Raw genomic sequence first — 23,407 nt, 5'->3', positions numbered from 1 at the left:
CGATCCCGTCGAGCATGTAGGCGAGCTGCGCCGGTGATATGGAAACCGTGCCGTCCGCCGGCGACGGCCATAGAAACCGGCCCTTCTCGAGCCGTTTTGCATATAGCGACATGCCGAGCCCATCATGCCAGATAATCTTGACCAGATTGCCGCTGCGGCCGCGGAAGACATAAAGATCGCCGGCATGCGGATCCCGGCCCAACGTCTCCTGAACCTGCAGGGCGAGGCCTTGCATTCCGCGACGCATATCGGTCCGGCCGACCGCCAACCAGATCCGCACCTGGCTCGGGACCGGGATCATGAAACACCCAGCGCCTTCACCATCGCCGTCGCCAGTGTCGGCGGCGTGGTCAGCGGTATCCGCAGCCGCACCTTGCCGGCGATCTCCAGCTCGATCACCGCTGGTGGCGCCGCCGGCACCGAAGCGGCGACAGGCTTATCGGGAACCACGACAACTTCGGCAAAGCCCGTCTCGCGGGCTCTCAGCGTGCGGCGCCACTTATAGATCAGGCTGGTTGCGACATCGTACTGACGCGCTACCGCCGCCACCGTGGACCCGGGCGCGAATGCCGCGGCCAGGATCCGGCACTGATCCTCTTCACGCCAACGACGACGACGCTCCGGTCCGGTCAATAACGTCACATGGCTCATGCTGTGCTGCTAACTGCGCTCGAAAGGACGCCTTAAGAGCGCAGCTTCGCTACCGGGCCATGCTCCCGCAAGGCGGCCCTCGCCGGAGAGGTACTGCCGAAGCATGATTGGGCAATCCGTTTCGAGGGCATCGAATGCCCCTTGATGACTGGGGGATTTTTAATTTTGGATAAGTCTTCGGTTTTTGGATAAGATTTCGGGGCGCCCAGAGTGGCCGCCGAGTTGTTCGCATGAGCGGCTCGTGATTGCCTGAGGAGGGTGGCATGAACTTTCTCGTAACCGGGGGGGCCGGCTTTGTCGGTTCGGCAGTCTGCCGGTATTTGTGCAGCAATCTGGCTCATCGTGTGACCAATCTCGACAAGCTTACCTATGCAGGAAATCTCGCTTCTCTCCGATCGATAGAAAACGCCCGCAATTACAGATTTGAGTACGCCGACATTTGTAACGCGGGGGCGGTTCTAGACTTACTAAATCGCGACGAAATCGACATCGTCATGCATCTGGCCGCCGAAAGCCATGTTGACCGGTCGATCATTGGACCTGCCGCCTTCATCGAGACCAACATAGTTGGAACGTATCAAGCGCTGAATTCGGCGCTGGAATATTGGCGCAGACTCCCCAGCGAGAAAAAACGCCGATTTCGGTTCCTCCATGTTTCGACCGATGAAGTGTTCGGCGATCTGCCCTTCGACAGCAGTGTCTTCACCGAACAGACGCCCTATGCGCCATCCTCCCCTTATTCGGCATCAAAGGCGGCGTCCGATCACCTGGTGCGTGCGTGGTACAAGACTTACGGGCTGCCGGTCTTGCTGTCGACCTGCTCGAACAATTACGGTCCTTTCCAGTTCCCCGAAAAATTGATCCCGCTCGTAATTTTGAATGCGCTCGACGAGAAATCGCTGCCGGTCTACGGCAGGGGAAGTAATGTGCGCGACTGGGTTTTCGTCGACGATCATGCACGAGCCTTGGCTATGATCGCGACCCAGGGTTCAGTCGGCGAGAGTTACAATGTCGGAGGCGGCTCGGAGCGCACCAGCCTCGCGGTGGTCGAGGCGATCTGTGACGTTCTCGATGACAGGCGGCCACGGTCCGGCGGCCGGCGCTATCGCGACCTGATTGTGTTCGTCCCTGACCGTCCGGGCCATGACCGGCGCTATGCGATCGACGCCTCAAAGATCGGGCGCGATCTCGGCTGGGCCCCGCGCGAAAACTTCGCTCGCGGTCTCGCCAGGACGGTCGACTGGTATCTCCAGAACGAATGGTGGTGGGGGCCGATTAGTCACGACCGCTATGCCGGCGAGCGACTTGGCGAAGCGCGCAAGGGGGCTGCCTGAGGCGTGTGGTCGTCAAGAGGACGAGCCGGTGATCCCAGGCTTTGATGGCGCATCATTGTCTATGGGACAGGTTCTACACGGCCGCGTCGCGACGACAGAGGCAGTCCGTCGAGCAATACAGCATAGTCAAGAGGGCCTGAGGGCGCTGGCCAAGCACTACGGCATCGATCAGAAGACAGTTAGAGAATGGAGGAACCGGACCTCGACCGCCGATCTTCCGACCGGCCCGAAAAACCCGAGATCGACAGTGCTGTCGCTCGAAGAGGGAGCGGCGATCGTCCCCTTTCGCAAGCACACGCTGCTGGCGCTGGACGATCGCCTCTATGCCCTGCAGCCCTCGATCCCGCATCTGACGCGCTCGTCATTGCATCGCTGCCTTCAGCGCCATGGCATTCCGCGGCTGCCGGAGCTGGACGCTGACAAGCCGGCCAGGAAGAAGTTCAAGGCCTATCCGCTCGGCTATTTCATATCGATCTCGCCGAGGTGCAGACCGCCGATCGAAATCGACTCCAACACCGTCGAGCGCGCCATCCGGCCGCAGACAATTACCCGAAAGAACAGCCTCTTCGCTGGCAGCGACGGCGGCGGACGGACATGGGCCACCATCGCCACCCTGCTGACCACCGCCAAGATGAATCAGGTCGATCCGCACGCCTGGCTCACCCTGACCCTCGAGCGCATTGCCAATGGCTGGCCAAACAGCGATATCGACGCCCTCATGCCATGGAATTACCAGCGCTGAACGGCATCAGCTATCCGCTTACAGACCGCCGAGGGTAAGCTGCGCCTTTTCGTGGCTATCGATCGGACGTCGAAGTTCGCCTATGCGGAACTGCACCCGACGGCGGGCAAGATGGCGGTGGCCCGGTTCCTTCGCAATCTGATCGCGGTCGTGCCCTGTGCCATCCATAACTGCGCCGGCATCTCGCCGACTTCATCTCAGCGTACAATTTCGCGCGCCGGCTTAAGACCCTCAAGGGCCTCACCCCGATGAGTTCATCTGCAAAATCTGGGCAAAAGAAGCCCGAACGGTTCCGACCCCACCCGTCCAACTCCGGGACTAAACACTCGCCGGGCAGAAATTTCCCGTTTTTGCTGGCCATACGGAAAATTCATTCCCGAACCATTCGGCCGCAGGCTTGTCTTGCATTGTTCTGCGCAAGAACGATCTGCTAGAACGCCCGCACGAGAAATAGATTGTCCAGAAGTGCAGCTTGAACCAGGCGGCTGAAGATCGCGCCCATTGATGATACAGGCCCTTCCGTGGATCGGTACGAAAGAACGCTTACAGTCCATGAACATCGCACTTACGCACCTTCAGCGGCTTGAGGCTGAATCCATCCATATCTTTCGCGAGGTGGCCGCGGCCTTCGCCAAGCCGGTGATGCTCTATTCGGTCGGCAAGGATTCGTCCGTGCTCATGCACCTGGCGATGAAGGCATTCTATCCGGCCAAGCCGCCCTTTCCCTTTCTCCATGTCGACACCACGTGGAAATTCCGCGAGATGATCGCCTTTCGCGACCAGATGCAGCAAAAGCTCGGCTTCGACCTCCTGGTCCATGTCAATGAAGACGGTGTGCGCGACAACATCAACCCTTTCGACCACGGCTCCAACACCCACACGCATGTGATGAAAACGGTGGCGCTGCGGCAGGCACTCGACAAATACGGGTTTGACGCAGCCTTCGGCGGCGCGCGGCGCGACGAGGAGAAGTCGCGCGCCAAGGAGCGCATCTTCTCGTTCCGCAACGCCCAGCATGTCTGGGATCCGAAGAACCAGCGGCCGGAGATGTGGAAGATTTTCAACACCCGCGTCGCTGCCGGTGAATCGATCAGGGTGTTCCCGTTGTCGAACTGGACCGAACTCGACATCTGGCAGTACATTCTCCAGGAAGACATCCCGATCGTGCCCCTGTATCTGGCCAAGGAGCGGCCGGTCGTCGAGCGCGATGGCATGCTCATCCTGAGGGATGATGAGCGCATGCAGCTGCGGCCCGGCGAAACAGTGGAGAACCGGATGGTGCGGTTCCGCACGCTCGGCTGTTATCCGCTGACCGGCGCGATCGACTCGGAGGCCGACACTCTGGAGGCCATAGTCGGCGAAATGCTCACGGCGCGCACTTCCGAGCGGCAAGGTCGCCTGATCGACCGTGATGAAGCCGGCTCGATGGAAAAGAAGAAGCGCGAGGGGTATTTCTGAGTATGCGCCACATCATGGCCAAGAGCCTCGCCCCGACCGACGGCGTCCGCGACTATCTGGCGGCGCAAGAACGAAAGTCGCTGCTGCGCTTCCTGACCTGCGGCTCGGTCGACGACGGCAAGTCGACGCTGATCGGGCGCCTGCTTTCCGACACCAAGCAGATTTTCGAGGACCAGCTGGCCACGCTCGAGCGCGATTCGCGCAAGCACGGGACCACCGGCGATGATGTCGATTTCGCGCTGCTGGTCGACGGCCTCGAGGCCGAGCGCGAGCAAGGCATTACCATCGACGTCGCCTATCGCTTCTTCGCCACGCCAAAGCGCAAGTTCATCGTCGCCGACACGCCCGGCCACGAACAGTACACGCGTAACATGGCGACGGGGGCATCGACCGCCGATCTCGCCATCGTGCTGATCGATGCTCGCCAGGGCGTACTGCGCCAGACAAGGCGGCATTCGATAATCGCCTCGCTTCTGGGCATCCGCCACATCGTGCTCGCAGTCAACAAGATCGATCTTGTCGGCTTCGACGAGGCGGTTTTTGAACGGATCGTCGCGGATTACGGGCAATTCTCGCGTGAGCTCGGCTTCCAGACGATCGTGCCCATTCCGATGTCGGCCCGCTACGGCGACAACGTTACCGGCCGTTCCGATAGGACGGACTGGTATTCCGGCCCGACGCTGATCGAACATCTCGAAACCGTCTCGGTCGACGAGGCCGCGGTCGAATTGCCGTTCCGCTTTCCGGTCCAATATGTGAACCGTCCCAATCTCGATTTCCGCGGTTTCGCCGGCACCATAGCGTCCGGATCGGTTGCGCCGGGCGACGAGGTGGTCGTCGCGAAATCCGGCAAATCCTCCCGTGTCAGGCGCATCGTTTCGCATGGCGGCGACCTTCAGCAGGCTATCGCCGGCCAGGCCATCACCCTTGTCCTCGACGACGAGGTGGAAGTCTCGCGCGGCAATATGCTGGTATCGCCGGCGGCGCGGCCGCACGTCGCCGACCAGTTCGCCGCCAACATCGTCTGGTTCGACGAACACGCGCTGCTGCCCGGCCGCTCCTACATCGTGCGCACCGAGACCGACCAGACCAGCGCCACTGTCACCGACCTGAAATACCGGGTCAACGTCAACGACTTTGCCCATGAGGCGGCCAAGTCGCTTGAAATGAACGAAGTCGGCATCTGCAATATCTCGACGCGGTCGCCGATCGCCTTCGATCCGTTTGCCGAGAACCGCACCACCGGCGCCTTCATCCTGATCGACCGCATCACCAACGCTACGGTCGGCGCCGGCATGATCCTGCATTCGCTGCGCCGCGCCGAAAACATCCACTGGCAGTCGCTCGATGTCGGCAAGCGCGCCCGCGCCGATATGAAGAACCAGCGGCCGGCCGTGTTCTGGTTCACCGGGCTTTCGGGCTCGGGCAAGTCGACCATCGCCAATCTGTTCGAAAAGAAGCTGTTCGCCACTGGGCGCCATACCTACATTCTGGATGGCGACAACGTCCGTCACGGCCTCAACCGCGATCTCGGTTTCACCGACGCCGATCGTGTCGAAAACATTCGCCGCGTCGCCGAAGTGGCACGCCTGATGGCCGACGCCGGGCTGGTCGTCATCGTGTCGTTCATTTCGCCGTTCAGCGCCGAGCGGCGCATGGCGCGCGAATTGATGGCCGACGGCGAATTCGTCGAGGTGTTTGTCGATACCCCCTTCGAGGAATGCGCCAGGCGCGATCCGAAGGGTCTCTATGCGCGGGCGTTGAACGGCGAGATCAAGAATTTCACCGGCGTCGATTCACCCTATGAGGTGCCGGAAAAGCCCGAAATCCATCTCAAGACCCTCGGCAGATCGGCCGAGGAGATGGTGGACGCCCTGGAACACTGGCTGAACGAGCGGGACATTGCCGAAGACCAATATGACAGCGGCGGCGGTATCTGACGACGAAGCGATGCTCGCCGTCTTCGAGCACCTTGCTTTGGCGGCAGGGCGAGAGGTGATGCGCGTCTTTCGTGCCGGCTGTGCGGTCGACAGCAAGTCGGACAGTTCGCCGGTGACGGAAGCTGACCGCGAGAGCGAGAAGATCATCCTTGCCGGGCTGCGCGCCGCATTTCCCGAGATTCCGTGCGTGGCCGAGGAAGAAGCTTCGGCCGGCATCATGGCACCGGATCTCGGCGACGCCTTCTTCCTGATCGATCCTCTCGACGGCACCAAGGAGTTCGTCAACCGCAGGACCGATTTCACTGTCAACATCGCGCTGGTTCGCCATGGCGTGCCTGAGATCGGCGTTGTCTTCGCGCCTTGCACCGGCCGCTTCTTTTCCGGCCGGCCGGGCAAAGCGGAAACGATCGAGATCAATGGCGACTACGAGATCGTCGATCGCCAGCCGATTTCGGCAAGGGCCGGTATGGTGCCGCTAACCGTCGTTGCCAGCCGCTCCCACAACACGCCGGAAACCGACGCCTATATCCGCGCGCTGGGCGCTGCCGAGATCGTCTCGGTCGGCTCGTCGCTGAAATTCTGTCTCGTTGCCGGCGCCGAGGCAGACGTCTATCCACGCTTCGGCCGCACCATGGAGTGGGATACGGCCGCGGGTGACGCGGTGCTACGCGCCGCCGGCGGCATGACGCGCACGCTGGATGGTGAGCCGCTCGCCTACGGCAAGCGCAACCAGAGTGACGACGAGGATTTCGCCAATCCGCATTTCATCGCCAGCGGCAAGGCTGCTGGCATTGGCTAGACGGTGATTGCGCAGTTCCAGACCCGTACGAAAGTGCGGGTGTTGCAAGGGACTTATGCAAGCGACCTCAGATACTGCTCGAGATCTCTAAACACAGCGGTACGATCCCATCCAGCCGACAGTTGGGTCGGCGTGGCCGATTTGCTTCGTGTCCGGTCGATGCTGCGGGCCTTCACACGGTGTATCCAAATTGCTGTATACCGATACGCTTGAACGGCTATACGAGGCAGTGATGGCGTTCCACATCAAGAATCCCGAGACTGACGCGCTGGCCCGCCGGGTCGCCGCGCTTAAGAGGACTGGTCTGACAGAGGCCGTCCATGCCGCGCTCAAGCATGAGCTTGAGCGCGAACAGGATAGACCGTCCCTGGTGGAGATCGGCGTCAGGTTCTGCCGTGATCTGCGAGCCCGGGGCAAGCCTGATCGCGGCAGGCCCGCCGACAAGGCGTTTCGCGACAGCCTGTACGAGAATCACTGATGTTCATCGACGCCTCGGCCCTGACGGCGCTGATGACCAACGAGGATGATGCGCGAACTCCTGGCCGGGACCCGGCGCGCCTGAACGGTGTTGAACCGGACTTTACTTGGCTGGCCACGGTCCAGATTGGATCACGTTCAAGAACCTAAAGTGCGGCGGGCTTGCTTCGGATGGTTAAGGCCAGGAGCGCCTCCGAAAGTCGTTTCTTCGCCCGCTCCACCCCGTTCTCGTCGATTGCCTCAACATCGAGGAACAAGTCGAGACCAGTCGCATGCTCGCTGATGACCTGAGGGCGCTGGGCGAGTTCACCCAGGAGGCCCTCGACTTCGTAGGGGACAACCTCCCGGCTGATCCCCTTCATGGCAATGGGTGCTAACGGACGCGCCCGGACAAGGTCGCGCACGAGCGCGTAAGTCTCATAGCTGAGGCAGATGCCGCCGGGCTCGGCAATCGACTGCAGCCGGGCCGCCAAGTTCGCCTCGGCTCCAATGATCGTGTAGTCCATCCGATCATCGGAACCGAAGTTCCCAACATTGCAATAGCCCGTGTTGATGCCCATACGAGCTCGGAAGGGCCGTTCAACTCCGCGGTCATGCCACACCCTGTTCAACTGCTCCAGCCGACGCTGCATGTCGACAGCCATGCGCAAGCAGGCTCTCGCGTCTTCCTCGACGCCTTGCGTCTCGGGGTCTCCGAAGAACACAAGAAGCGCGTCGCCGATGAACTTGTCGACGGTGCCGCCGTGTTTGAGCGCGATCGTCGACATCTCGGTGAAGTACTCGTTGAGGAGAAGCGTCAAGTCCTCGGGCTGGAGCCGTTCCACGATCGCGGTGAAATCCTTGACGTCGGAGAAAAAGATTGTGAGCTTCTTGCGCTCGGTCGCGATGGTGACGTCCTTCTGGCCGCTGAAGATACTTTTGTAAATTTGAGGCGAAAGGTATTTGGCGATCTTCAATGAAATCGCGGCCAGGAAGTCGTTTGCCTCCGAAAGCTCCTTGTTGATGCCCTGAATCAACGCGGACTGCCGACGCTGCAGGAGAATGAACGTCAGGCCCGCCGCCGCCGCGAAACCGAAATACAGGAGCAGATACTTGAAGGTCAGCACGTTCGCAGCAATAGGCTGATTGACTGATATCTCCTGGATCCCTCGGACATCCCCCACCTTCCAGTCCGTCTTGGGGCTGTCCGGGTGTGAGTTATGGCAGGTCACGCACACTTGTCCCATTATGACAGGGGCCGCGGCGCGCACCTGCCGGTCAAACAGTGAGCCCGAGACCTCGATGATCGGCTCCTTCGGGTTGGCGCGCAAAGCCAAGATTGCATTCCGCTCGAACGCATCGAGCTGGTGGGGCGCGCGACCTTTGAAAGGCAGATCCGAGACGAACCGATATTTGACCGAGCCGTCATGAGCGCTGATGCGGTTGCCCAGTTCGATCGAGAGGGTTGCTGGAATAGGGATCGCGCCTGGCACGTCCCGGTAGTTGTGCGTCGCAGTCACGGCGCCGTTAGCTTGCAGCACGCGTCCCACGACGTCGCTGCCGTAGAATCCGCGCATTTCGTCGATGATGCGGCTGATTTCGCTGGCTTGCCTGCGCAGCATCCGTTCCGATAGGTCTCGGAGGTCGAGCCAGGCTGCAACGGGCAGACCGACAAGGCCGATGACCACTGCCGCCACCAGGAGCGGTCCCATAGTGCGCTGCTGTCGCGCAATCTGTTCACCCAGTCCAGCCATTGTGCAAGCGCCCGGCCGTCTTAGTGTGTGAACTATAGCTCATTCCCGGCGCGGTACCAGAGTCAGTCTTGGCTCGATGAAAACACGTCAGCCCTGCAACGTCGGACCGACCTTGAGCGGTTGTTGCTAAGCCCCGACCGTTCACAGCGGATTTCGCATTCTGGCGCTGGACGGACAGTGAATCAGGAAAGGGATGTCGCAACGTCGGTTGTGGCCGGATGCGCTCCGCGATAACCGCTCAGGAGTCAAAAATCACCTCTGACAAGGTTGAGACTTGCAGTCGGACAGCGGGTCGGAAAAGAAAGTGTCCCGCAAAACGTCTCCGCGCGTCGGTCGACTATGGAATGGGCCACCGCGGCGGGGCGGCGCGCGTTGCCGGCAGCATGACGCGGACCTGGATAGTGCGCCGCTCGCCTGCGGTAAGCGCAACCTGGGCGAAGACGAGGATTTCGCCAATTTGCATTTCATTGCCAGCGGCAACGCTGCCACGGCCGCTTAGGCATCATGATGAACTCCAATCCCGTTCCCGGCTCGTCGGCCCCCAATGACGCCGTCGCGGATGCGACGCCTGAGTGAGGCACTTGTTCTCAGGCGAACGCTCGCGGCAGGGAATAACCATCCGGTGTGGATCGTGGCAGCGGCCTTTTCGCGTGTTAGACTGCTTGCATGGAGATCGACGCCGACAAGATCGACGAAGCCGTTCTGGGCCTGCTTTGGCTGACGCTGCATGAAGAGAGGCGCGCCTGGAAGGGGTTGGATTGGAATGCTCTGGATCGCTTGCACGAGAAGGGGCTGATCGCAAATCCGGCAAACAAGGCGAAGTCGGTGGTTCTGACAGATGAAGGACTGCGGCGTGCTGAGGAGCTATTCCGAACCCTGTTCACCCGCCCGGCGCCCTGAGCCAGATTGCGGGACGGGTGCCTGCGAGCTGATAGCGCACATGGCTGAATTTCGCGCTGACCGCAGGCGGGACGGCCAGTGCTCTCGCCGTGGCGGATAAATTGGTATTCGAACGGGCGCATCCAGTCTGTTAAAGGCAGTGGCAGAGAACACCGCAGCCGCGGCCCTCAATCAACGGCATTGTCGCGAGGTCCACCATCCGCAAGATGCTTTCTGCCGGCGAAGCGGCCTGCGACCCGGAGAACCGGCTTATTGCGGCCCAGCTCGAGAGGAGTTGGGAAGCCACGCTCAGGCGCGTGGGGACCTGCGAGGCCCGGCTGAGCGAAGTCCAGCGTGTGGAGCCTGTCGACGCGGTTCCGGACTTCACGGGCCTCGCCCAGGATCTCGAGGCCACCTGGAACGCGCCGGGTGTCGACATGCGCTGTCGTCAGCAACTGCTGCGCGCGCTCATCAAGGACATCGTGGCGGATGTCGATGACGATGCGCGCGACGTGATCTTGACCATCCACTGGCACGGAGGCCAGCACTCGCAGGTACGGGTTCGCAAGCCCAAATCCGGAGAGCATGGCCAGCGTACGCCTGAGGAGGCTCTGGCGATCATGCTCCATGGCAACCCGATGGTCGGATGCCGAAATCGCTGCCACACTCAACCGCATGGGCATGCAGACCGGTCAGGGAAAGACCTGGACCGCGCGTCGCGTCCAATCGCTGCGCACGGTGCACAAGATCAGCGGCTATCGCTCGTCCGACAAGAATGGCGAGTGGATCACTATGTCGGATGCGGCCGCGAAGCTCGGCGTGTCGCACGTCAAAATCCGCCGGTTCATCAGGGATGGCCTCTTACCCGCCGAGCAGGTCATGCGCGGCGCGCGCTACCAGATCCGCGCCAGCGACCTCGAAGACGAACGGATCAAGGCCGAACTGGCGCGCAATACTCCGGGTCGCATCCACGACGATAACCAGGAATCGCTGTTTTCCGCCATTTGAAAAGGAGGTGCATAATGAATCTGGGGGTTCTGTGTAGTCGCGGGCGCGATTGGGCAGGCACCCACGGGTCGCGACTACATTGAAGCCTGATGAACTGAACCGCGGGATGGCGGGCGGGGCTATGGGGATTTAGGGCTCGACAGTGTGTCCGAGGCGCCGGAGCGGGCTCGCCGATCGCTCTTGGGCGGTCGCCCGTCGTCGCGATACAGGACCATCTGCGACGCGAGAGACGGCGCCATTTGGGTCGTTGACGCTGAGGTGCAGCGTACCGCGCACCGGCGACCGGACCGGGCTCAATCCATGCGCTGTCCTGCCGCCAACGGCGCCATCACCCAACGCGTCAGTCGCCTTCGTGTTGTCGCACCTTGCGTTAGCGACTGCATCTTCTGCGACTTGGAGAGAACATCGGCAAGCGCTATCCGCGGCCAAGATGGTCCGGCAATTCAGCCGCTGTCGTGGCGGCCGGGAGCGCACTTGCAGCTTCTGGCATCCTAAAAGCGATGGCAGACATTCAAGCAGGTGGGATTGAAGTCTCAACTGATCCAAAGGCGAAGATCCCGAACGGACCTTTCAATGACCGCGTCGTGCCCATCCCGTCTCTTCCGACGATCGCCGACCAGGGACCTGGGAACACTACCATAAACTGCGGGAACATTGGAGCGGCAAGGCCACGAGTTACTCGCTCGCGCTTGGCCGACGCTGGCTACGCCGTACCAGAAGGTTGGCCACGACCAGGAGCACTATAGACAGCGCCATCATCAGGGTCGCGGCGGCGGTGATTGCCGGGGAGAGCTTCTCGCGCAAGCCGATGAACATTTCGAGCGGCATGGTGCGTTGGTTGGCGCTGGCCAGGAACTGTACCACGACGACCTCGTCGAACGAGGTAACGAAGGCGAAAGCGGCGCCTGACAGCACGCCGGGCAGGATCAGCGGCAGCATCACCCTGAAGAACGATGTGATGGGCTTTGCTCCGGAGATGGCGGCAGCGCGCATCAGATTGCGGTCGAAGCCGGTGAGGCTCGCTCCCACCGTGACGACGACGAAGGGACTGGCGAGCGCGGTGTGCGCCAGGATGATGCCGGCATAGGTGCTGGCCAGGCCGACGCGGGCATAGAACAGATAAGAGCCGACGGCGGTGATCACCACCGGCACGATCAGCGGCGACAGCAGCAGCGGCATGACGATGCGGCGGCCGGGAAACTTCTCGTCGGAAAGCGCAATCGCTGTCAACGTGCCGAGTATCGTCGCGATCAGCGTCGTCCCGAACGCAACGATCAGGCTGTTGCCGATCGCCGATTGCCAGCGTTGGGTGCCAAGCACGACCGCGTACCAGCGCGTCGAAAATCCCTCCAGCGGAAAGATGAAGAAGGCGCCGCTGTTGAACGACAAGGGGACGGGAACGAGGATCGGCACGAGCAGGAACAGGATCACCATGCCGCACCACAGCCACAGCAGGGTGATGCGGATTCTTTCGCCTGTCGTCGGATAGGGAGACAGCAGCATGGCTACACCAGCTTGAGACGGTCGAGGCCGAGGATGCGGGCGAAGATGCCAAACAGCGCCAGGGTGAAGACGAGCAGGATGAAGCTCAGTGCTGCCGCCATCTCCCAGTTCAGCTCGACATTGACGTAGTTGGCGATGAAATTGCTGATCAGCTGGTCGCTTGCACCGCCGATGAGCGCCGGCGTGATGTAGTAGCCGAGGCACAGAATGAAGGTGAGCAGGCAACCGGCCATGACGCCCGGAAAAACCTGTGGAAGATAAACGCGGCGGAACGCGGTGAAGGGTTTTGCGCCGAGCGAATAGGCGGCTTTCATCTGCGAGGCCGGGATCGTGCGCATAACGCTATAGATCGGCAGCAGCGTGAACGGCAGCTGGATATGGGTCATGGCGATGATCAGTCCGATGCGGCTGTACATCAGCTCAAGCCGGTCGTCGGCAATGCCGAGCCACAAAAGCAGGTCGTTGACCAGGCCGAATTTCTGCAGGAGCACGGTCCAGGCCGCGGTTCGCACCAGGATCGACGTCCAGAATGGCAGCAGCACCGCGACGATGAGGATGGCGGCGAGGCCCTTGGGTACCGAGGCGATGAGATAGGCGAGGGGGAAGCCCAGTATCAGCGTAGCCAGCGTCACCGCCGCGGCGACGAAGAATGTGCGCATGAACACCTGCAGGAAGATCGCCTGTTGCGGCGGCACTCTTTCAATGCCTCCATCGGCGTTCCAGCGCAGATCGAGCGCGCTCAGCAGGTAGAACGACGTCACGCTATGGGTGCCGCTCTCGATGACCGGCCACGTGCCCGGCGCCGACCAGAACGGCACGGCTTTCATCACCTCCAGCGGCGGCCTGTCGGCAGCCTCAAGTTGGCGTACCGTCTTGAGCACCTGGCTGCGCGCACCGGGCAGGCGGGCGTTCAGGCTTTTGGCGAGCTCATATGCCGTGCCCATGGCCTGATTGTCCCTGAGGTCGGCGGCAAGGGCCAGGAAGGCGGCATCTCCTGGCAGTCCCGCGCCGTTCCAGCCGCGCAGCGCCTGGCTGGTCTGCGGCAAAGCGTCGGCAATCGTCGGGTCATAGACGGCGCGCGATAGCAGCAGGACGATCGGGATGCCGAAGCTCAGCGCCAGGAGCACAAGCAAAGGCGCCGCCAGCGCCAGTGACCGCAGCCGATCGCCGAACTCGGCGCGCCGAAGTTTTGCCGTGACCGATTTCGCCGCTTTGATATCGGCGGCCGACCGGTCGCGCGCGAGGCGCGGCCGTTCCAGCTTCGTGGGCTCAAGCGCCGTCATTTTTCCTACTGCGCGAGCCAGGCGTTGAAGCGCTTGACCAAATCCTCGCCGTAATCGCCCCAGAATTCGGTGTCGGCGACCAGGTAAGCGCTCATATGGTCGGGCGCATTCGGCAATTTGGGCAAGGCGTCCGGCGCGACAAAGGAAGCTGCATCGGTGCGCACCGGCCCGTAGGTGATGTAGCTGGCCAGCTTGGCGTTGATTTCCGGCTGGCTGATATAGGCAAGGTACTTGTAGGCCAGGTCCGGACTCTTGGCCCCCTTCGGAATGGCGATCATGTCGTATTCGAGGATTTGGTTGTTCCAGACGATCTTGAACGGCGCCCCATCCTTATCGATGGCGTTCTGGATACGGCCGTTCCAGGCGGTGGTCATCACCACTTCCTTGGATGCAAGGAGCTGCGGCGGCTGTGCGCCGGCATCCCACCAGACGATGTCTTTCTTGATGGTGTCGAGTTTCTTGAAGGCGCGGTCGACGCCTTCCGGCGTGGCCAGCACCTTGTAGACATCGGCCGGCGCGACGCCATCGGCCATCAGCGCCCATTCCAAATTCTGCGCCGGGAACTTGCGCATCGCGCGCTTGCCGGGAAACTTGGTCGTGTCGAAGATGTCGAGCACCGAGGTCGGCGCCTCTTTCAGCACGTTGGGATCATAGGCGAGCACGTCGCCATAGGCGTCGAGGCCGACGCCGCAGTCGAGCGCGGAGCCTTCGAGGAATTTTTCGCGCGGCGCGATCTTGGAATAGTCGAGGCGCTCGAGAATGCCGGCGTCGCAACCTTGCAGCACGGTCGCGGTCTCGACCGTCACCAGGTCGATCGGCACGTTGCCGGTGTCGACCATGGCTTTGACCTTGCCGAGATCGCCGAGATATTCCTGCTCGACGATCTTGGCACCGGTCTCCTTGCTGAACGGCTCGAACCATGCCTTGCGCTGGGCATCCTGCCAGGCGCCGCCGCTGGCCATGATCGAAAGCTCGTCGGCGAAGGCGACATGTCCTGAGGTGATGAATGCTGTGGCTGCCGCAAAGGCGAACAGCCGGGCTCTTGTAATTTTCATTGTTGTTATTCCCCTGTTTTCGAGATGGAACCGTCCGTTGCGGCATCTGCCGGAAAGGCACGGCAGTCGTTGGGCGCGCAGGAAACCGTGACCGGTCCCCCGTTGCCCATGGTCATTTCGGGGCCGACCTTGACGGTCAGCACCTGTCCGTTTTCCAGCCGGGCCAAAAGACGCTGGTGGTCGCCGAGATAGATGCGGCCTTCAACCGTGGCGGCCAGCCCATTTGCTCCGTTCGAGGCGGGCGCAAGCTTCAGCCGCTCCGGGCGGATAGCGACATGGCAGGCATCGCCCTCCGCAACACCGATGGCGAGCGCTGTTACCGAACCGCCGCCGTCCAGCGCGACGCGGCACTCCTTGCCAGAGACGCGCTCGACCTTGCCGAGCAGGGTGTTGTTCTCGCCGATGAAGCTCGCGACGAACGAAGTTTGCGGCGCGTTGTAGAGATCATCCGGCGAACCGAGCTGGGCAATCCCGCCATTGTTAAAAACGGCGACGCGGTCCGACATGGTCAGCGCCTCGCTCTGGTCGTGCGTCACATAGACTATGGTGACACCGAGCATCGTGTGAAGTTGCTTGATCTCGAGCTGCATGTGCTCGCGCAGCTTCTTGTCGAGCGCACCGAGCGGCTCGTCCATCAGCACCAGGCTCGGCTCGAACACCAGCGAGCGGGCAAGCGCGACGCGCTGCTGCTGGCCGCCGGAAAGCTGTGCCGGCCGCCGGTCGCCGAACTGCCGCAGCCGCACCATGTCGAGCGCGCGGCCGACGCGGGCTGCGACTTCCGTCCTGGTAATCTTGCGGACGGAGAGCGGGAAGGCGACGTTCTCCTCGACGCTCATGTGCGGAAACAGCGCGTAGTTCTGGAACACCATGCCGATGTTGCGCTCGTAGGGCGGCAGCCTGTCGACCGACCGGCCTTCAAGCGCAATGACGCCGCTGGTCGGCCGTTCGAACCCTGCAAGCATGTTGAGCGTCGTCGTCTTGCCCGAACCGGAGGGTCCAAGAAGGGTGAGGAACTCGCCGCGCGCAACGCCGAGGTTCAGCCGCGATACCGCGAACGTGCGGCCGTCATAGGATTTCTCGACATCGATGAATTCGACAAATCCTTGGCTGCCGGCATCGGCTGCCCGTGCAGGACCGGCGCTGTCACGCGACAGGGCTGTCGCTTCGGCCATCACGGACGCAAGTCCGTCGATCTGCGGCAGAAGCTGCATGTCGAAACGAGGTGGCGTTTACCGTGCATGTATGGGTCTCGCATGACGCTGCCGCACAATGGCGGCAAACCAAACTTGTATGCTCACACAATCGATCGCAAAAGAACCATAGATGCAGACAAGTTTGGCCGTCAAGCGGCTTTCTTCGGGATTGTGTGAGATTGTTCGGGCCGGATTTAAAAATACCTGCCGGACAAGTGCTATTGTCTGGAGCATTGTCTTATGCTAGATGCGCCGATAGCCAGAGCGTCAACACACCGAAACCGCCAATCCGCATGCTTCAGGACCTGCAACTCGCCTCGGATGAAGGCCCGGTCTATCGGCGTCTTGCGGACGCTATTGCGGAACGGATCACGGCCGGCACACTTGCAGTTGGAGACCGGCTGCCGCCGCAGCGCGAGATTGCCCGCGCGCTGGGCATCAATGTCACCACGGTGACGCGCGCACTGTCGACGCTGCAGCAGCGCGGCCTGCTCGAAGCACGGCCCGGACGCGGCACAACGGTCGCGGCCCGCAATGGCGGCGAAAGGCCAGGTTTCGTGTCAGCGCCGAGCGACGACACCGGCGTCATCGATCTTTCCGTCAACAGACCTGCGACCTCGGCCTATCTCGATGCGCTTGGGCTGCTGCTGCCGCGCCTGTCGAAGGACCGGCACTATGCCACGCTTCAGGACTATCATCCGCCCGAGGGGCCGCTTTGGGCGAGGATGGCAATCGCCGAGTGGATGCGACCGGTGGCGGGGGAAGGCGATCCCGGCCGCGTGGTGCTGGCGGCGGGCGCCCAGCATGGGCTGGATTGCGTGCTTGGCGCGGTGACCAGGCAGGGCGAGGTCGTGCTCGCCGACGAAGTGACCTATCAGGGCATCAACGCACTGTGCCGGGTGCATGGGCTCGACCTCAGAGGCGTCGCGATGGACCGTGGCGGCATGCGGGCCGACGCGTTCGATGCGGGCTGCGCGCAGCTCCGCCCACGCGCGGTCTTCCTGGTGCCGACCCTGCACAACCCGACGACCATCACGTTATCCGAAGAGCGCCGGCACGAGCTGATAGCTGTCGCCCGCCGCCACAACGTCCTCATCATCGAAGATGACGTCTACCGCCCCCTGGCAGACAATCCGCTGCCGTCGCTTGCCAGCCTCGAGCCCGAACTGACGATCCATATCGGCGCCATGTCGAAATGTCTTGCCCCAGGGCTGCGCCTCGGTTTTGTAATCGCGCCACGCGCCATAGCCGGCCAGGTCGCAGCGGCGTTGCGTATCAACTGCTGGAGCATCAGTCCCTTGACGGCGCTGATCGGCGCGCGGCTGATAGAAGAGGGCCTGGCGGCGCGCATCATAGAAACGCAGAAGCAGGAGTTGCGCCAGCGCCAGGCCATCCTCACTGAAATCCTCGGCCGCTACGATGTCCAGAACCACCCAACCTCGACCCACGCCTGGCTGCGCCTTCCGGAGCCGTGGCGGGGCGCGGGTTTCGCTCGCACCTGCCTGGAACGTGGCGTTGCCGTGCTCCCGGGTGATGCCTTCGCCGTTGGGCGCGAGCCGGTACAGCACGGCGTGCGTATCAATGTAGGCGCTGCGCGCTCGCTCGACGATCTGCGCACGGCCCTGAACTCGATGGCCGAACTGTTATCTGCCGGCCATCTTCAATTGCCTGGTTTCGTCTAGGAATTTAAAGATGGCAGCGTCGGAATCGGTCGAAATCGCCATCGTCGGTGCCGGCGTTGTCGGACTGGCAACTGCACTCCGGCTCGCAGCTGAGGGTTGCGAAGTCCTGCTCATCGACCCCAATGAGCCGGGCTCCGGCGCCTCGTTTGGCAATGCCGGAACGATCGCCGAATATGCCTGCATGCCGGTCGGCAATCCGGCTCTGCTGCGCGCGCTGCCAAAGCTGCTTCTCGATCCCGACAGCCCTTTTTCCTTGCGCTGGCCGGCGCTGTTGCAGCTTGCGCCATGGCTGGTTCAATTCGTGCGGCAATCGCTTCCCGCCGCCACCCGCGCCAATGCGCTGGCGCTCGCCGGTTTACTGGCCGAGGCCCTGCCGGCCTGGGAAGAGATGGTGGAGGAGGCTGACCTGACAGACCTGCTGCGCCGCAACGGCTGTCTCTACCTGTATCGCCGCGAGAGCGATTTCGCCAAGGCCGCTGGGGGCAGGGCGCTGCGCGCCGGGTTTGGCGTCCATCAAGAGGTTCTGACGCCGGAAGCGGTGGCCGCGCTGGAGCCTGGCCTGCCCGCGACCGGGGCCAGCGGTCTGTACTTCCCCGACTCGATGAATGTCACCGATCCCGAGACAGTGATGCGGCGGCTGCTCGATGCCGCGGCCGACCGCGGCGTTTCGGTGGCGCAGGCTGAGATAACCGGACTGCGGGTTGAGGCGGACGGTGTCAGGCTCAGCGGTTCCGGCTTTAACATCAAGGCGAACACGGTGGTTATCGCCGCGGGCGCGCAATCGCGGGCGTTGGCCATACAGGCCGGCGACAGGATTCCGCTCGAGACCGAACGCGGTTATCATCTCGAATTTCCGACCGAAGCGCCTCTGCTCAATCGTCCGGTCTGTCCGGTCGATCTCGGCTTCTACATGACGCCGATGGCCGGCCGGCTGCGTGTCGCCGGAACCGTCGAGCTCGGCGGACTTGCAGCGCCGCCAAATGCGCGCCGGCTGGCGCTGCTCGATCGCGGTGTCAGGCAGTTCTTTCCACAACTCGGCCAGCCTTCATCCGAATGGCTCGGGTTCCGGCCATCGCTGCCCGATTCCCGCCCGGTCATCGGCCCGTCGCGCGGCAGCTCGAGGGTGATCCACGCTTTCGGCCACGGCCATCTCGGCCTGACGCTGGCGCCGATCACGGCGCGCCTGATTGCCGAGCTGATCATTGGTCGCGGCGATCCAGCGCGCATAGCACCCTTTGCGGTGGACAGGTTCGGCGCCTGAAGTCCACGCGGTCTGCGAAAAGACAACGTCGCCTGGGTTCGGAGGTGGGAGAGTGAATTTTCTACCTTGGCAATGGTCAGCTCGCACGCGGAAAGCAGACCATCTGCCAGGGTGGCGCAACCGCGACCTCAGCAGCGGCACCAGCATTGTCAGGTTTTGGCTGCCTAAGCGAGTGGGACACCAGAGCCATTCTGGGTCGATGGTCACGCTTTGTGCTTGGAAGTCGCATAGAAAGGCAATGTGAAATGCACAAAGCAGCACGAGGAGTGGACCCCGATCATAACGCGTAGGCCCCGCTAACATCGGCTGGGTCCGCAATTCAGCTAATCCGGCCGTGCTTCCGACGCGACAGCGTCCAGGAGCAGGGTAACCTCGACATTGACGCTGGTGATGGCTTGCAAGTGAAGGGGCTGATCTGACCCAACGGGCGATCGAGACTACCAACGGGTAGTCCTCAACCGGCACCTCATGGATCTTGATCGACGTCCCCGTACGATCCAACAGCAAAAGCAAAGGAGTCGTCCCCTCGTCAGATTTGCTCGCGATGGCGGCAACTCGCTGAACATCCACATGGCTGTCAACGCGAACGTTGAAGAGTATTCGGCCTCCAGATTTGTCGGCGCAGTCGCCCGCTACGGTATCGAAGCTGGCCGCCGGAAAATCTGCCGCTTGGACAATCATCTCGATCAAAACCGTCTCAAGTTGTGGCGTGCTACCTCGGCTGATCGGCATCGTCTATCCCGGAGAGTCTGGCAGGGCGACGGGCATGACCTATGACGCGTTTGGCCGGCGCACGGCCACCACCAACACGCCGGCCGGCGGCGGCTCTGCCGTTACCACCTTGTATACCCGGTGTGGCAGCGTGATCTGCCAGGCGCGCGATGCAGGCGACATTCGCCAATCTGTTCAGAGGCGTATTCCGTATCCACAGCTATGATCAAATGCTCTTCCGATAAAGGTGTAGGACGCGATGCCCGTGACTTGCCGTGTCGCCAATTTTAGAAGTTTTAGAATAGTCGCATGGGGCCCGCGAAGGCCAGACTCCGCCAGTGCCTGAAGGTCAGCTAGTGAGGCGCGCAACGAAGGACCGGCAGTGGCCGCAAGACGGACTTTCGCAAAAACAGCTGTTATAGTGCTCGGCTGGCGGAGATAAATGATCCGGTTCGGCGCAGGCACGGTGGAGGGCTATCATGCCGCTCAAGGTCATCGGAACGGGTTTCGGGCGCACCGGAACTGACTCCATGCGAGAGGCGCTCAACCTGTTGGGCTTCGGACCCTGCCATCACATGTTCGAAGTCGATGGGAGCGCCATTCAGAAGCAGCGCTGGAGGGCCTTAGCCAAAGGTGCGTCGGCAGACTGGGAGAGTCTGTTTGAGGGCTACTCATCCTGCGTGGACTGGCCCTCCTCTTATTATTGGCGCGAATTGATCGAAGCGTATCCGGAAGCACGGATCGTTCACACGGACCGCTCGTCCGAAAGCTGGTGGACAAGTATCGAAAGCGCGTTTCAGGTGACGCGCCGCGGTCAGGTCGACCCGGACTCTCTGGGGGAGACCCTCGTTTTCGGCAAGGTCTTTGGAGGACGCGTCGATCGCGCTCACGCGATAGCCGTCTACGAATCACATCGGCACGACATACTCACCACTGTGCCGCCTGGCCGACTGCTCGTGCATGCACTCGGGCAAGGATGGGAGCCGCTATGCCGCCATCTTGGCGTCCCGATCCCGGAGCAGCCGTATCCTATGCGGAACAGCGCCGAGGAATTCCGGCGGCGGGCCGAGACACGCTAAACGGGTCTGCTTGAAGCAAGGCGAAGCCGCCCTCCACGGCCGAAATGCGGCGCGATGCGATTGTTCACTGTGCCGTGCGGGTTCGAACCCGGCACGACGGCGAAAGTGACACGGCTGGATCCGGTTGTGCCCGCCACTCAATCCACGACTTCTCTACCTCGGGGCAAAGCGACACCAACGCCACAGCTAAAGCAGATGGCCGGAAAGGCAGTTCAGTCAGTGGTCGTCGCCTGCGGCCGGCAAAGATGGACGTGGCGGGCCAAATTCCGCCACGTCATTTTGCGAACGCGAACGCGTCCCCAAGATACGTTCAGCCCTCGATGGAGGCCAGCAAGTCGTGGTTGATGACGTCCGCGTGCGTCGTCAGCATGCCGTGCGGGTAACCCATATAGACCTTCAGAGTGTCGTTCTTAAGAAGTTTGACCGACAGCCTGCCCGAATCCTCGATCGGCACGACCTGTCATCGTCGTCATGCATGACCAGCGTGGGCACGGTGATCTTCTTCAGATCCTCAGTGAGAAGGCCTTGATGGCTTCATAGTGAGCCTTGGCGCTACTCATCATGGTAAGACCATATGTCCGCCTCTGCGATGAGGTGGCTCGCCCTACAGTGCGCGTCCGAGCGTTGCTCGGGGCGGGCCGAGCCGATCCACACCACAGGAGGACGAGCCACCTCATCGGCAGAGGCGACATACAGTCTTACCCAACATGCCCTGATGCTACCAATTCTGAATCACGCAACACAACAAAAGGCCTTCTTCGTTCAATCGACGGCGATTCGAGCTATTAGGGCCGTCTGCGAGTCCTTATGCTCCTCATCGAAGCGGATCGGCAGCGACACGCCGACGTCGGCATGGCTCAGTGCAACAACGTTCACGGAGGACGACATGTGTAGGATGATCATGGCAGTGCTAGGTCTGCTGCTCGCTAGCTTGCCGGCCACGGCGCGGGTCGTCCCATTCCCGCCAGGCTTCAAGACGCAATCGATCGAAACCAACGGCACGAGCCTTAATGTCCGCATCGGGGGACAGGGCCCCGCCGTCGTGCTGCTGCACGGCTTCGGCGACAGTGGCGACATGTGGGCGCCTGTTGCGGCAAAGTTGATGCAAGATCACACCGTAGTCGTGCCAGACCTGCGCGGCATGGGACTGTCCGCCCATCCCGACACCGGTTACACAAAGAAAAACCAGGCCGTCGACATTGCCGGTATCCTCGACCATCTGAAGATCGAGAAAGCCGACCTCGTCACCCACGATATCGGCAACATGGTGGGTTACGCTTTCGTCGCCCAGTATCGCGACCGAGTCACCCGCTGGGTTGTGATCGATGCGCCGCTGCCGGGCATCGGCGATTGGGACAACATCATCCGCTTGCCGTTGCTGTGGCATTTCAACTTTCGTGGTCCCGACATGGAGCGGCTGGTAGCAGGGCGCGAGCGTATCTATCTCGACCGTTTCTGGAACGAGTTGTCAGCCAATCCGAAGGCCATCGACGAAGCAACGCGCAAGCACTACTCCGTACTTTACGCGCGACCTCACGCCATGCACGACGCCTTCGAGCAATTCGCCGCCTTTAACCAGGATGCGGCGGACAACAAGGAGTTGTTGGCGAAGGGCGGCAAAGTCTCGATGCCGGTGCTAGCCGTTGGCGCTGAAAAGTCTTTCGGCACGGCCCAGGCAGACGATCTACGCTATGTCGCGACCCATGTGACTGTTGGGATCGTACCGGGCTCCGGCCACTGGATCATGGAGGAAAACCCGGACGCCACGGTCAAGCTCATTACGGACTTCCTCGCCAAGTAGCCTATCCGCTGCCCGCTAAGGCCGGCGCGCAAACCCGACGGAGAGCTACAATGACCAGCCAGCCCATGCTGGCCAGGACATCTTCTGACGCCGAGCAATTGTGTCGTCGTGAGCATCGACCATTAGCCGATCCAAGATGGCGTCCGTTGCCTTGATGGATCGGCGGACCCTGGTGTCCAATATCGTCGCTGTGGCGAAAATCGCGAAACTCTACAGCGCGCCCGCTGGTGGAGAGCATCTTTTGGCCGTGCAAGGAAGCCGTCGAGGCTCATCCAGTGGACGGGATTTGTGCCGGCGCCTGGCCGATGAACTCCAAATAGAGATGCAGCTCTTCAGGCAAGAAGACGGCCCGCCACGTTCCGTGGGGGGTCGCTGGCGATGCTATGGGCAAGAACGGTCATGACGATCACTCCTCTCGCCCGGCTTCGCCGATCTGCACGCGAGATTTCCATCCCCAGAAATGAGTATTGACTTCCGTCTGCGGATGCCTGGGCCGGCAAGTGGCCCGTAGCGATAAGGACGGTTCTCGCTGTTTGAGGACCGCAACGCGTTGGCGAGTCCAGTCTGAGCGATCAAGCCCGCGCTCTGGACGAGCGCCCGTCCTCACAGAATGTTCGCCCACCGGGACAAACGTGACGCAACGGAACGGATGGTTCACCCGTAAAGTCTTGGGAAGGTTGCGAAAGGAGACCAGCATATGACCTGCGAACGAGACGTCGGCACGTTCGAAGAGCCCGTGACCGTTTTGCTGTCCTCGGGCAAAGTCAGTGTTTCGAGCACCCGCGAAGCCGCCGAAATGCTGCTTTACCGCTGGCCCA

General features: G+C 61.8%; 22 protein-coding genes and 4 pseudogenes. 17 read left to right on the top strand and 9 right to left on the bottom strand.

Annotated features, from left to right (window positions below; translation table 11 throughout):
* Both tnpB and tnpA read right to left on the bottom strand, forming a co-directional pair.
* Positions 1-301 (bottom strand): IS66 family insertion sequence element accessory protein TnpB (gene tnpB, locus NKJ81_RS31175; protein WP_352542807.1); only part of this gene is annotated, 301 nt, incomplete at its 3' end.
* Positions 298-651 (bottom strand): IS66-like element accessory protein TnpA, encoded by a 354-nt coding sequence (gene tnpA / locus NKJ81_RS31170; protein ID WP_352542806.1) that lies wholly within the window; start codon positions 649-651, stop codon positions 298-300. The genes tnpB and tnpA, both read right to left, overlap by 4 nt.
* 263 nt (positions 652-914) lie before the next feature.
* On the opposite strand from tnpA, the gene rfbB reads away from it, so the two are divergent.
* From rfbB to NKJ81_RS31125, 9 genes and pseudogenes are all read left to right on the top strand, one after another.
* Entirely contained in the window at positions 915-1,985 is a 1,071-nt protein-coding gene (gene rfbB, locus NKJ81_RS31165; RefSeq protein WP_352542805.1) for a dTDP-glucose 4,6-dehydratase, read from the top strand.
* Positions 1,986-2,046: 61 nt separating this feature from the next.
* Positions 2,047-2,483: pseudogene (locus tag NKJ81_RS31160) on the top strand (transposase family protein); the annotation flags it as partial.
* Positions 2,482-2,727 (top strand): annotated as a pseudogene (locus tag NKJ81_RS31155) (transposase domain-containing protein); the annotation flags it as partial. The pseudogenes NKJ81_RS31160 and NKJ81_RS31155, both read left to right, overlap by 2 nt.
* A gap of 21 nt (positions 2,728-2,748) precedes the next feature.
* Positions 2,749-3,216, top strand: a pseudogene (locus tag NKJ81_RS31150) (hypothetical protein); the annotation flags it as partial.
* A gap of 63 nt (positions 3,217-3,279) precedes the next feature.
* A complete protein-coding gene (cysD, locus tag NKJ81_RS31145; RefSeq protein ID WP_352542804.1) occupies positions 3,280-4,185 on the top strand; it encodes a sulfate adenylyltransferase subunit CysD in 906 nt (301 codons plus the stop codon).
* Positions 4,186-4,187: 2 nt separating this feature from the next.
* Positions 4,188-6,125: a sulfate adenylyltransferase subunit CysN gene (cysN, locus tag NKJ81_RS31140; RefSeq protein ID WP_352542803.1), complete on the top strand. Its 1,938-nt coding sequence runs from the start codon at positions 4,188-4,190 to the stop codon at positions 6,123-6,125.
* Between the two features lie 10 nt (positions 6,126-6,135).
* Positions 6,136-6,924 carry a 3'(2'),5'-bisphosphate nucleotidase CysQ gene (gene cysQ, locus NKJ81_RS31135; RefSeq protein WP_352542811.1) on the top strand — a complete coding sequence of 263 codons (789 nt, stop codon included), beginning with the start codon at positions 6,136-6,138 and terminating at the stop codon, positions 6,922-6,924.
* A 232-nt stretch (positions 6,925-7,156) separates the two neighbouring features.
* The gene (locus NKJ81_RS31130) at positions 7,157-7,402 is read left to right on the top strand and encodes a type II toxin-antitoxin system VapB family antitoxin (protein WP_352502836.1); all 246 of its coding nucleotides are present in this window, start codon (positions 7,157-7,159) and stop codon (positions 7,400-7,402) included.
* Positions 7,402-7,551 (top strand): hypothetical protein, encoded by a 150-nt coding sequence (locus NKJ81_RS31125; protein WP_352473299.1) that lies wholly within the window; start codon positions 7,402-7,404, stop codon positions 7,549-7,551. Before NKJ81_RS31130 ends, NKJ81_RS31125 begins: the two co-directional genes overlap by 1 nt.
* On the opposite strand, the gene NKJ81_RS31120 is transcribed toward NKJ81_RS31125, so the two are convergent.
* Positions 7,548-9,134: an adenylate/guanylate cyclase domain-containing protein gene (locus NKJ81_RS31120; protein WP_352473298.1), complete on the bottom strand. Its 1,587-nt coding sequence runs from the start codon at positions 9,132-9,134 to the stop codon at positions 7,548-7,550. The two genes, NKJ81_RS31125 and NKJ81_RS31120, sit on opposite strands and share 4 nt — an antisense overlap.
* A 666-nt stretch (positions 9,135-9,800) precedes the next feature.
* On the opposite strand from NKJ81_RS31120, the gene NKJ81_RS31115 reads away from it, so the two are divergent.
* Complete coding sequence (locus NKJ81_RS31115) at positions 9,801-10,034, top strand: DUF6429 family protein (protein WP_352542802.1); 234 nt, start codon at positions 9,801-9,803, stop codon at positions 10,032-10,034.
* Between the two features lie 167 nt (positions 10,035-10,201).
* Here NKJ81_RS31115 and NKJ81_RS31110 read toward each other — a convergent pair whose 3' ends face one another.
* A complete protein-coding gene (locus tag NKJ81_RS31110) occupies positions 10,202-10,642 on the bottom strand; it encodes a hypothetical protein (RefSeq protein ID WP_352542801.1) in 441 nt (146 codons plus the stop codon).
* On the opposite strand from NKJ81_RS31110, the gene NKJ81_RS31105 reads away from it, so the two are divergent.
* Entirely contained in the window at positions 10,641-11,021 is a 381-nt protein-coding gene (locus NKJ81_RS31105; RefSeq protein ID WP_352542800.1) for a helix-turn-helix domain-containing protein, read from the top strand. The genes NKJ81_RS31110 and NKJ81_RS31105 overlap by 2 nt on opposite strands.
* 675 nt (positions 11,022-11,696) lie before the next feature.
* On the opposite strand, the gene NKJ81_RS31100 is transcribed toward NKJ81_RS31105, so the two are convergent.
* The 4 genes from NKJ81_RS31100 to NKJ81_RS31085 are packed head-to-tail and all read right to left on the bottom strand — an operon-like array spanning position 11,697 to position 16,034.
* Positions 11,697-12,524 (bottom strand): ABC transporter permease, encoded by an 828-nt coding sequence (locus tag NKJ81_RS31100; protein WP_352542799.1) that lies wholly within the window; start codon positions 12,522-12,524, stop codon positions 11,697-11,699.
* Between the two features lie 2 nt (positions 12,525-12,526).
* Positions 12,527-13,807: an ABC transporter permease gene (locus NKJ81_RS31095; protein ID WP_352473294.1), complete on the bottom strand. Its 1,281-nt coding sequence runs from the start codon at positions 13,805-13,807 to the stop codon at positions 12,527-12,529.
* A gap of 5 nt (positions 13,808-13,812) precedes the next feature.
* Positions 13,813-14,862 (bottom strand): ABC transporter substrate-binding protein, encoded by a 1,050-nt coding sequence (locus NKJ81_RS31090; protein WP_352542798.1) that lies wholly within the window; start codon positions 14,860-14,862, stop codon positions 13,813-13,815.
* 5 nt (positions 14,863-14,867) lie between these two features.
* The gene (locus NKJ81_RS31085) at positions 14,868-16,034 is read right to left on the bottom strand and encodes an ABC transporter ATP-binding protein (RefSeq protein WP_502904362.1); all 1,167 of its coding nucleotides are present in this window, start codon (positions 16,032-16,034) and stop codon (positions 14,868-14,870) included.
* Between the two features lie 314 nt (positions 16,035-16,348).
* Between NKJ81_RS31085 and NKJ81_RS31080 the strand changes: the two genes are divergently transcribed.
* The 4 genes from NKJ81_RS31080 (at position 16,349) to NKJ81_RS31065 (ending at position 20,788) form a co-directional block, all read left to right on the top strand.
* Positions 16,349-17,737 (top strand): aminotransferase-like domain-containing protein, encoded by a 1,389-nt coding sequence (locus NKJ81_RS31080; RefSeq protein ID WP_352542796.1) that lies wholly within the window; start codon positions 16,349-16,351, stop codon positions 17,735-17,737.
* 10 nt (positions 17,738-17,747) lie between these two features.
* Positions 17,748-18,998, top strand: coding sequence for an NAD(P)/FAD-dependent oxidoreductase (locus NKJ81_RS31075; RefSeq protein ID WP_352542795.1), 1,251 nt, complete (start codon positions 17,748-17,750; stop codon positions 18,996-18,998).
* Positions 18,999-19,764: 766 nt separating this feature from the next.
* Positions 19,765-19,935, top strand: coding sequence for a hypothetical protein (locus NKJ81_RS31070; RefSeq protein WP_502904361.1), 171 nt, complete (start codon positions 19,765-19,767; stop codon positions 19,933-19,935).
* 253 nt (positions 19,936-20,188) lie between these two features.
* The gene (locus NKJ81_RS31065; protein ID WP_352542794.1) at positions 20,189-20,788 is read left to right on the top strand and encodes a sulfotransferase family protein; all 600 of its coding nucleotides are present in this window, start codon (positions 20,189-20,191) and stop codon (positions 20,786-20,788) included.
* A gap of 310 nt (positions 20,789-21,098) precedes the next feature.
* On the opposite strand, the pseudogene NKJ81_RS31060 reads toward NKJ81_RS31065, so the two are convergent.
* Positions 21,099-21,351, bottom strand: a pseudogene (locus tag NKJ81_RS31060) (alpha/beta fold hydrolase); the annotation flags it as partial.
* A gap of 323 nt (positions 21,352-21,674) precedes the next feature.
* Here NKJ81_RS31060 and NKJ81_RS31055 point away from each other — a divergent pair.
* Together NKJ81_RS31055 and NKJ81_RS31050 are read left to right on the top strand one after the other, a co-directional pair.
* A complete protein-coding gene (locus NKJ81_RS31055) occupies positions 21,675-22,589 on the top strand; it encodes an alpha/beta fold hydrolase (RefSeq protein WP_352542809.1) in 915 nt (304 codons plus the stop codon).
* A 697-nt stretch (positions 22,590-23,286) separates the two neighbouring features.
* The coding region (locus NKJ81_RS31050; RefSeq protein WP_352542808.1) for a DUF982 domain-containing protein at positions 23,287-23,407 on the top strand (121 nt) is incomplete at its 3' end.

Origin of the sequence: Mesorhizobium sp. M0018, assembly GCF_040323955.1 — a bacterium.
Taxonomy (GTDB): domain Bacteria; phylum Pseudomonadota; class Alphaproteobacteria; order Rhizobiales; family Rhizobiaceae; genus Mesorhizobium.
The sequence above is the reverse complement of the archived record's forward strand: the minus strand, read 5'-3'. Positions and strand labels throughout refer to the sequence as shown.

Bases quoted from the DNA above. Each gene is read 5' to 3' on its own strand.
- cysQ (WP_352542811.1), top strand. From the start codon at position 6,136: ATGCTCGCCGTCTTCGAGCACCTTGCTTTGGCGGCAGGGCGAGAGGTG.
- rfbB (WP_352542805.1), top strand. From the start codon at position 915: ATGAACTTTCTCGTAACCGGGGGGGCCGGCTTTGTCGGTTCGGCAGTC.
- NKJ81_RS31125 (WP_352473299.1), top strand. From the start codon at position 7,402: ATGTTCATCGACGCCTCGGCCCTGACGGCGCTGATGACCAACGAGGAT.
- NKJ81_RS31115 (WP_352542802.1), top strand. From the start codon at position 9,801: ATGGAGATCGACGCCGACAAGATCGACGAAGCCGTTCTGGGCCTGCTT.
- NKJ81_RS31065 (WP_352542794.1), top strand. From the start codon at position 20,189: ATGCCGCTCAAGGTCATCGGAACGGGTTTCGGGCGCACCGGAACTGAC.
- NKJ81_RS31095 (WP_352473294.1), bottom strand. From the start codon at position 13,807: ATGACGGCGCTTGAGCCCACGAAGCTGGAACGGCCGCGCCTCGCGCGC.
- cysD (WP_352542804.1), top strand. From the start codon at position 3,280: ATGAACATCGCACTTACGCACCTTCAGCGGCTTGAGGCTGAATCCATC.
- NKJ81_RS31055 (WP_352542809.1), top strand. From the start codon at position 21,675: ATGTGTAGGATGATCATGGCAGTGCTAGGTCTGCTGCTCGCTAGCTTG.
- NKJ81_RS31100 (WP_352542799.1), bottom strand. From the start codon at position 12,524: ATGCTGCTGTCTCCCTATCCGACGACAGGCGAAAGAATCCGCATCACC.
- NKJ81_RS31130 (WP_352502836.1), top strand. From the start codon at position 7,157: ATGGCGTTCCACATCAAGAATCCCGAGACTGACGCGCTGGCCCGCCGG.
- NKJ81_RS31120 (WP_352473298.1), bottom strand. From the start codon at position 9,134: ATGGCTGGACTGGGTGAACAGATTGCGCGACAGCAGCGCACTATGGGA.
- tnpA (WP_352542806.1), bottom strand. From the start codon at position 651: ATGAGCCATGTGACGTTATTGACCGGACCGGAGCGTCGTCGTCGTTGG.
- NKJ81_RS31080 (WP_352542796.1), top strand. From the start codon at position 16,349: ATGCTTCAGGACCTGCAACTCGCCTCGGATGAAGGCCCGGTCTATCGG.
- NKJ81_RS31070 (WP_502904361.1), top strand. From the start codon at position 19,765: ATGACCTATGACGCGTTTGGCCGGCGCACGGCCACCACCAACACGCCG.
- NKJ81_RS31075 (WP_352542795.1), top strand. From the start codon at position 17,748: ATGGCAGCGTCGGAATCGGTCGAAATCGCCATCGTCGGTGCCGGCGTT.
- NKJ81_RS31110 (WP_352542801.1), bottom strand. From the start codon at position 10,642: ATGGAGCATGATCGCCAGAGCCTCCTCAGGCGTACGCTGGCCATGCTC.
- NKJ81_RS31085 (WP_502904362.1), bottom strand. From the start codon at position 16,034: ATGGCCGAAGCGACAGCCCTGTCGCGTGACAGCGCCGGTCCTGCACGG.
- cysN (WP_352542803.1), top strand. From the start codon at position 4,188: ATGCGCCACATCATGGCCAAGAGCCTCGCCCCGACCGACGGCGTCCGC.
- NKJ81_RS31090 (WP_352542798.1), bottom strand. From the start codon at position 14,862: ATGAAAATTACAAGAGCCCGGCTGTTCGCCTTTGCGGCAGCCACAGCA.
- NKJ81_RS31105 (WP_352542800.1), top strand. From the start codon at position 10,641: ATGGCAACCCGATGGTCGGATGCCGAAATCGCTGCCACACTCAACCGC.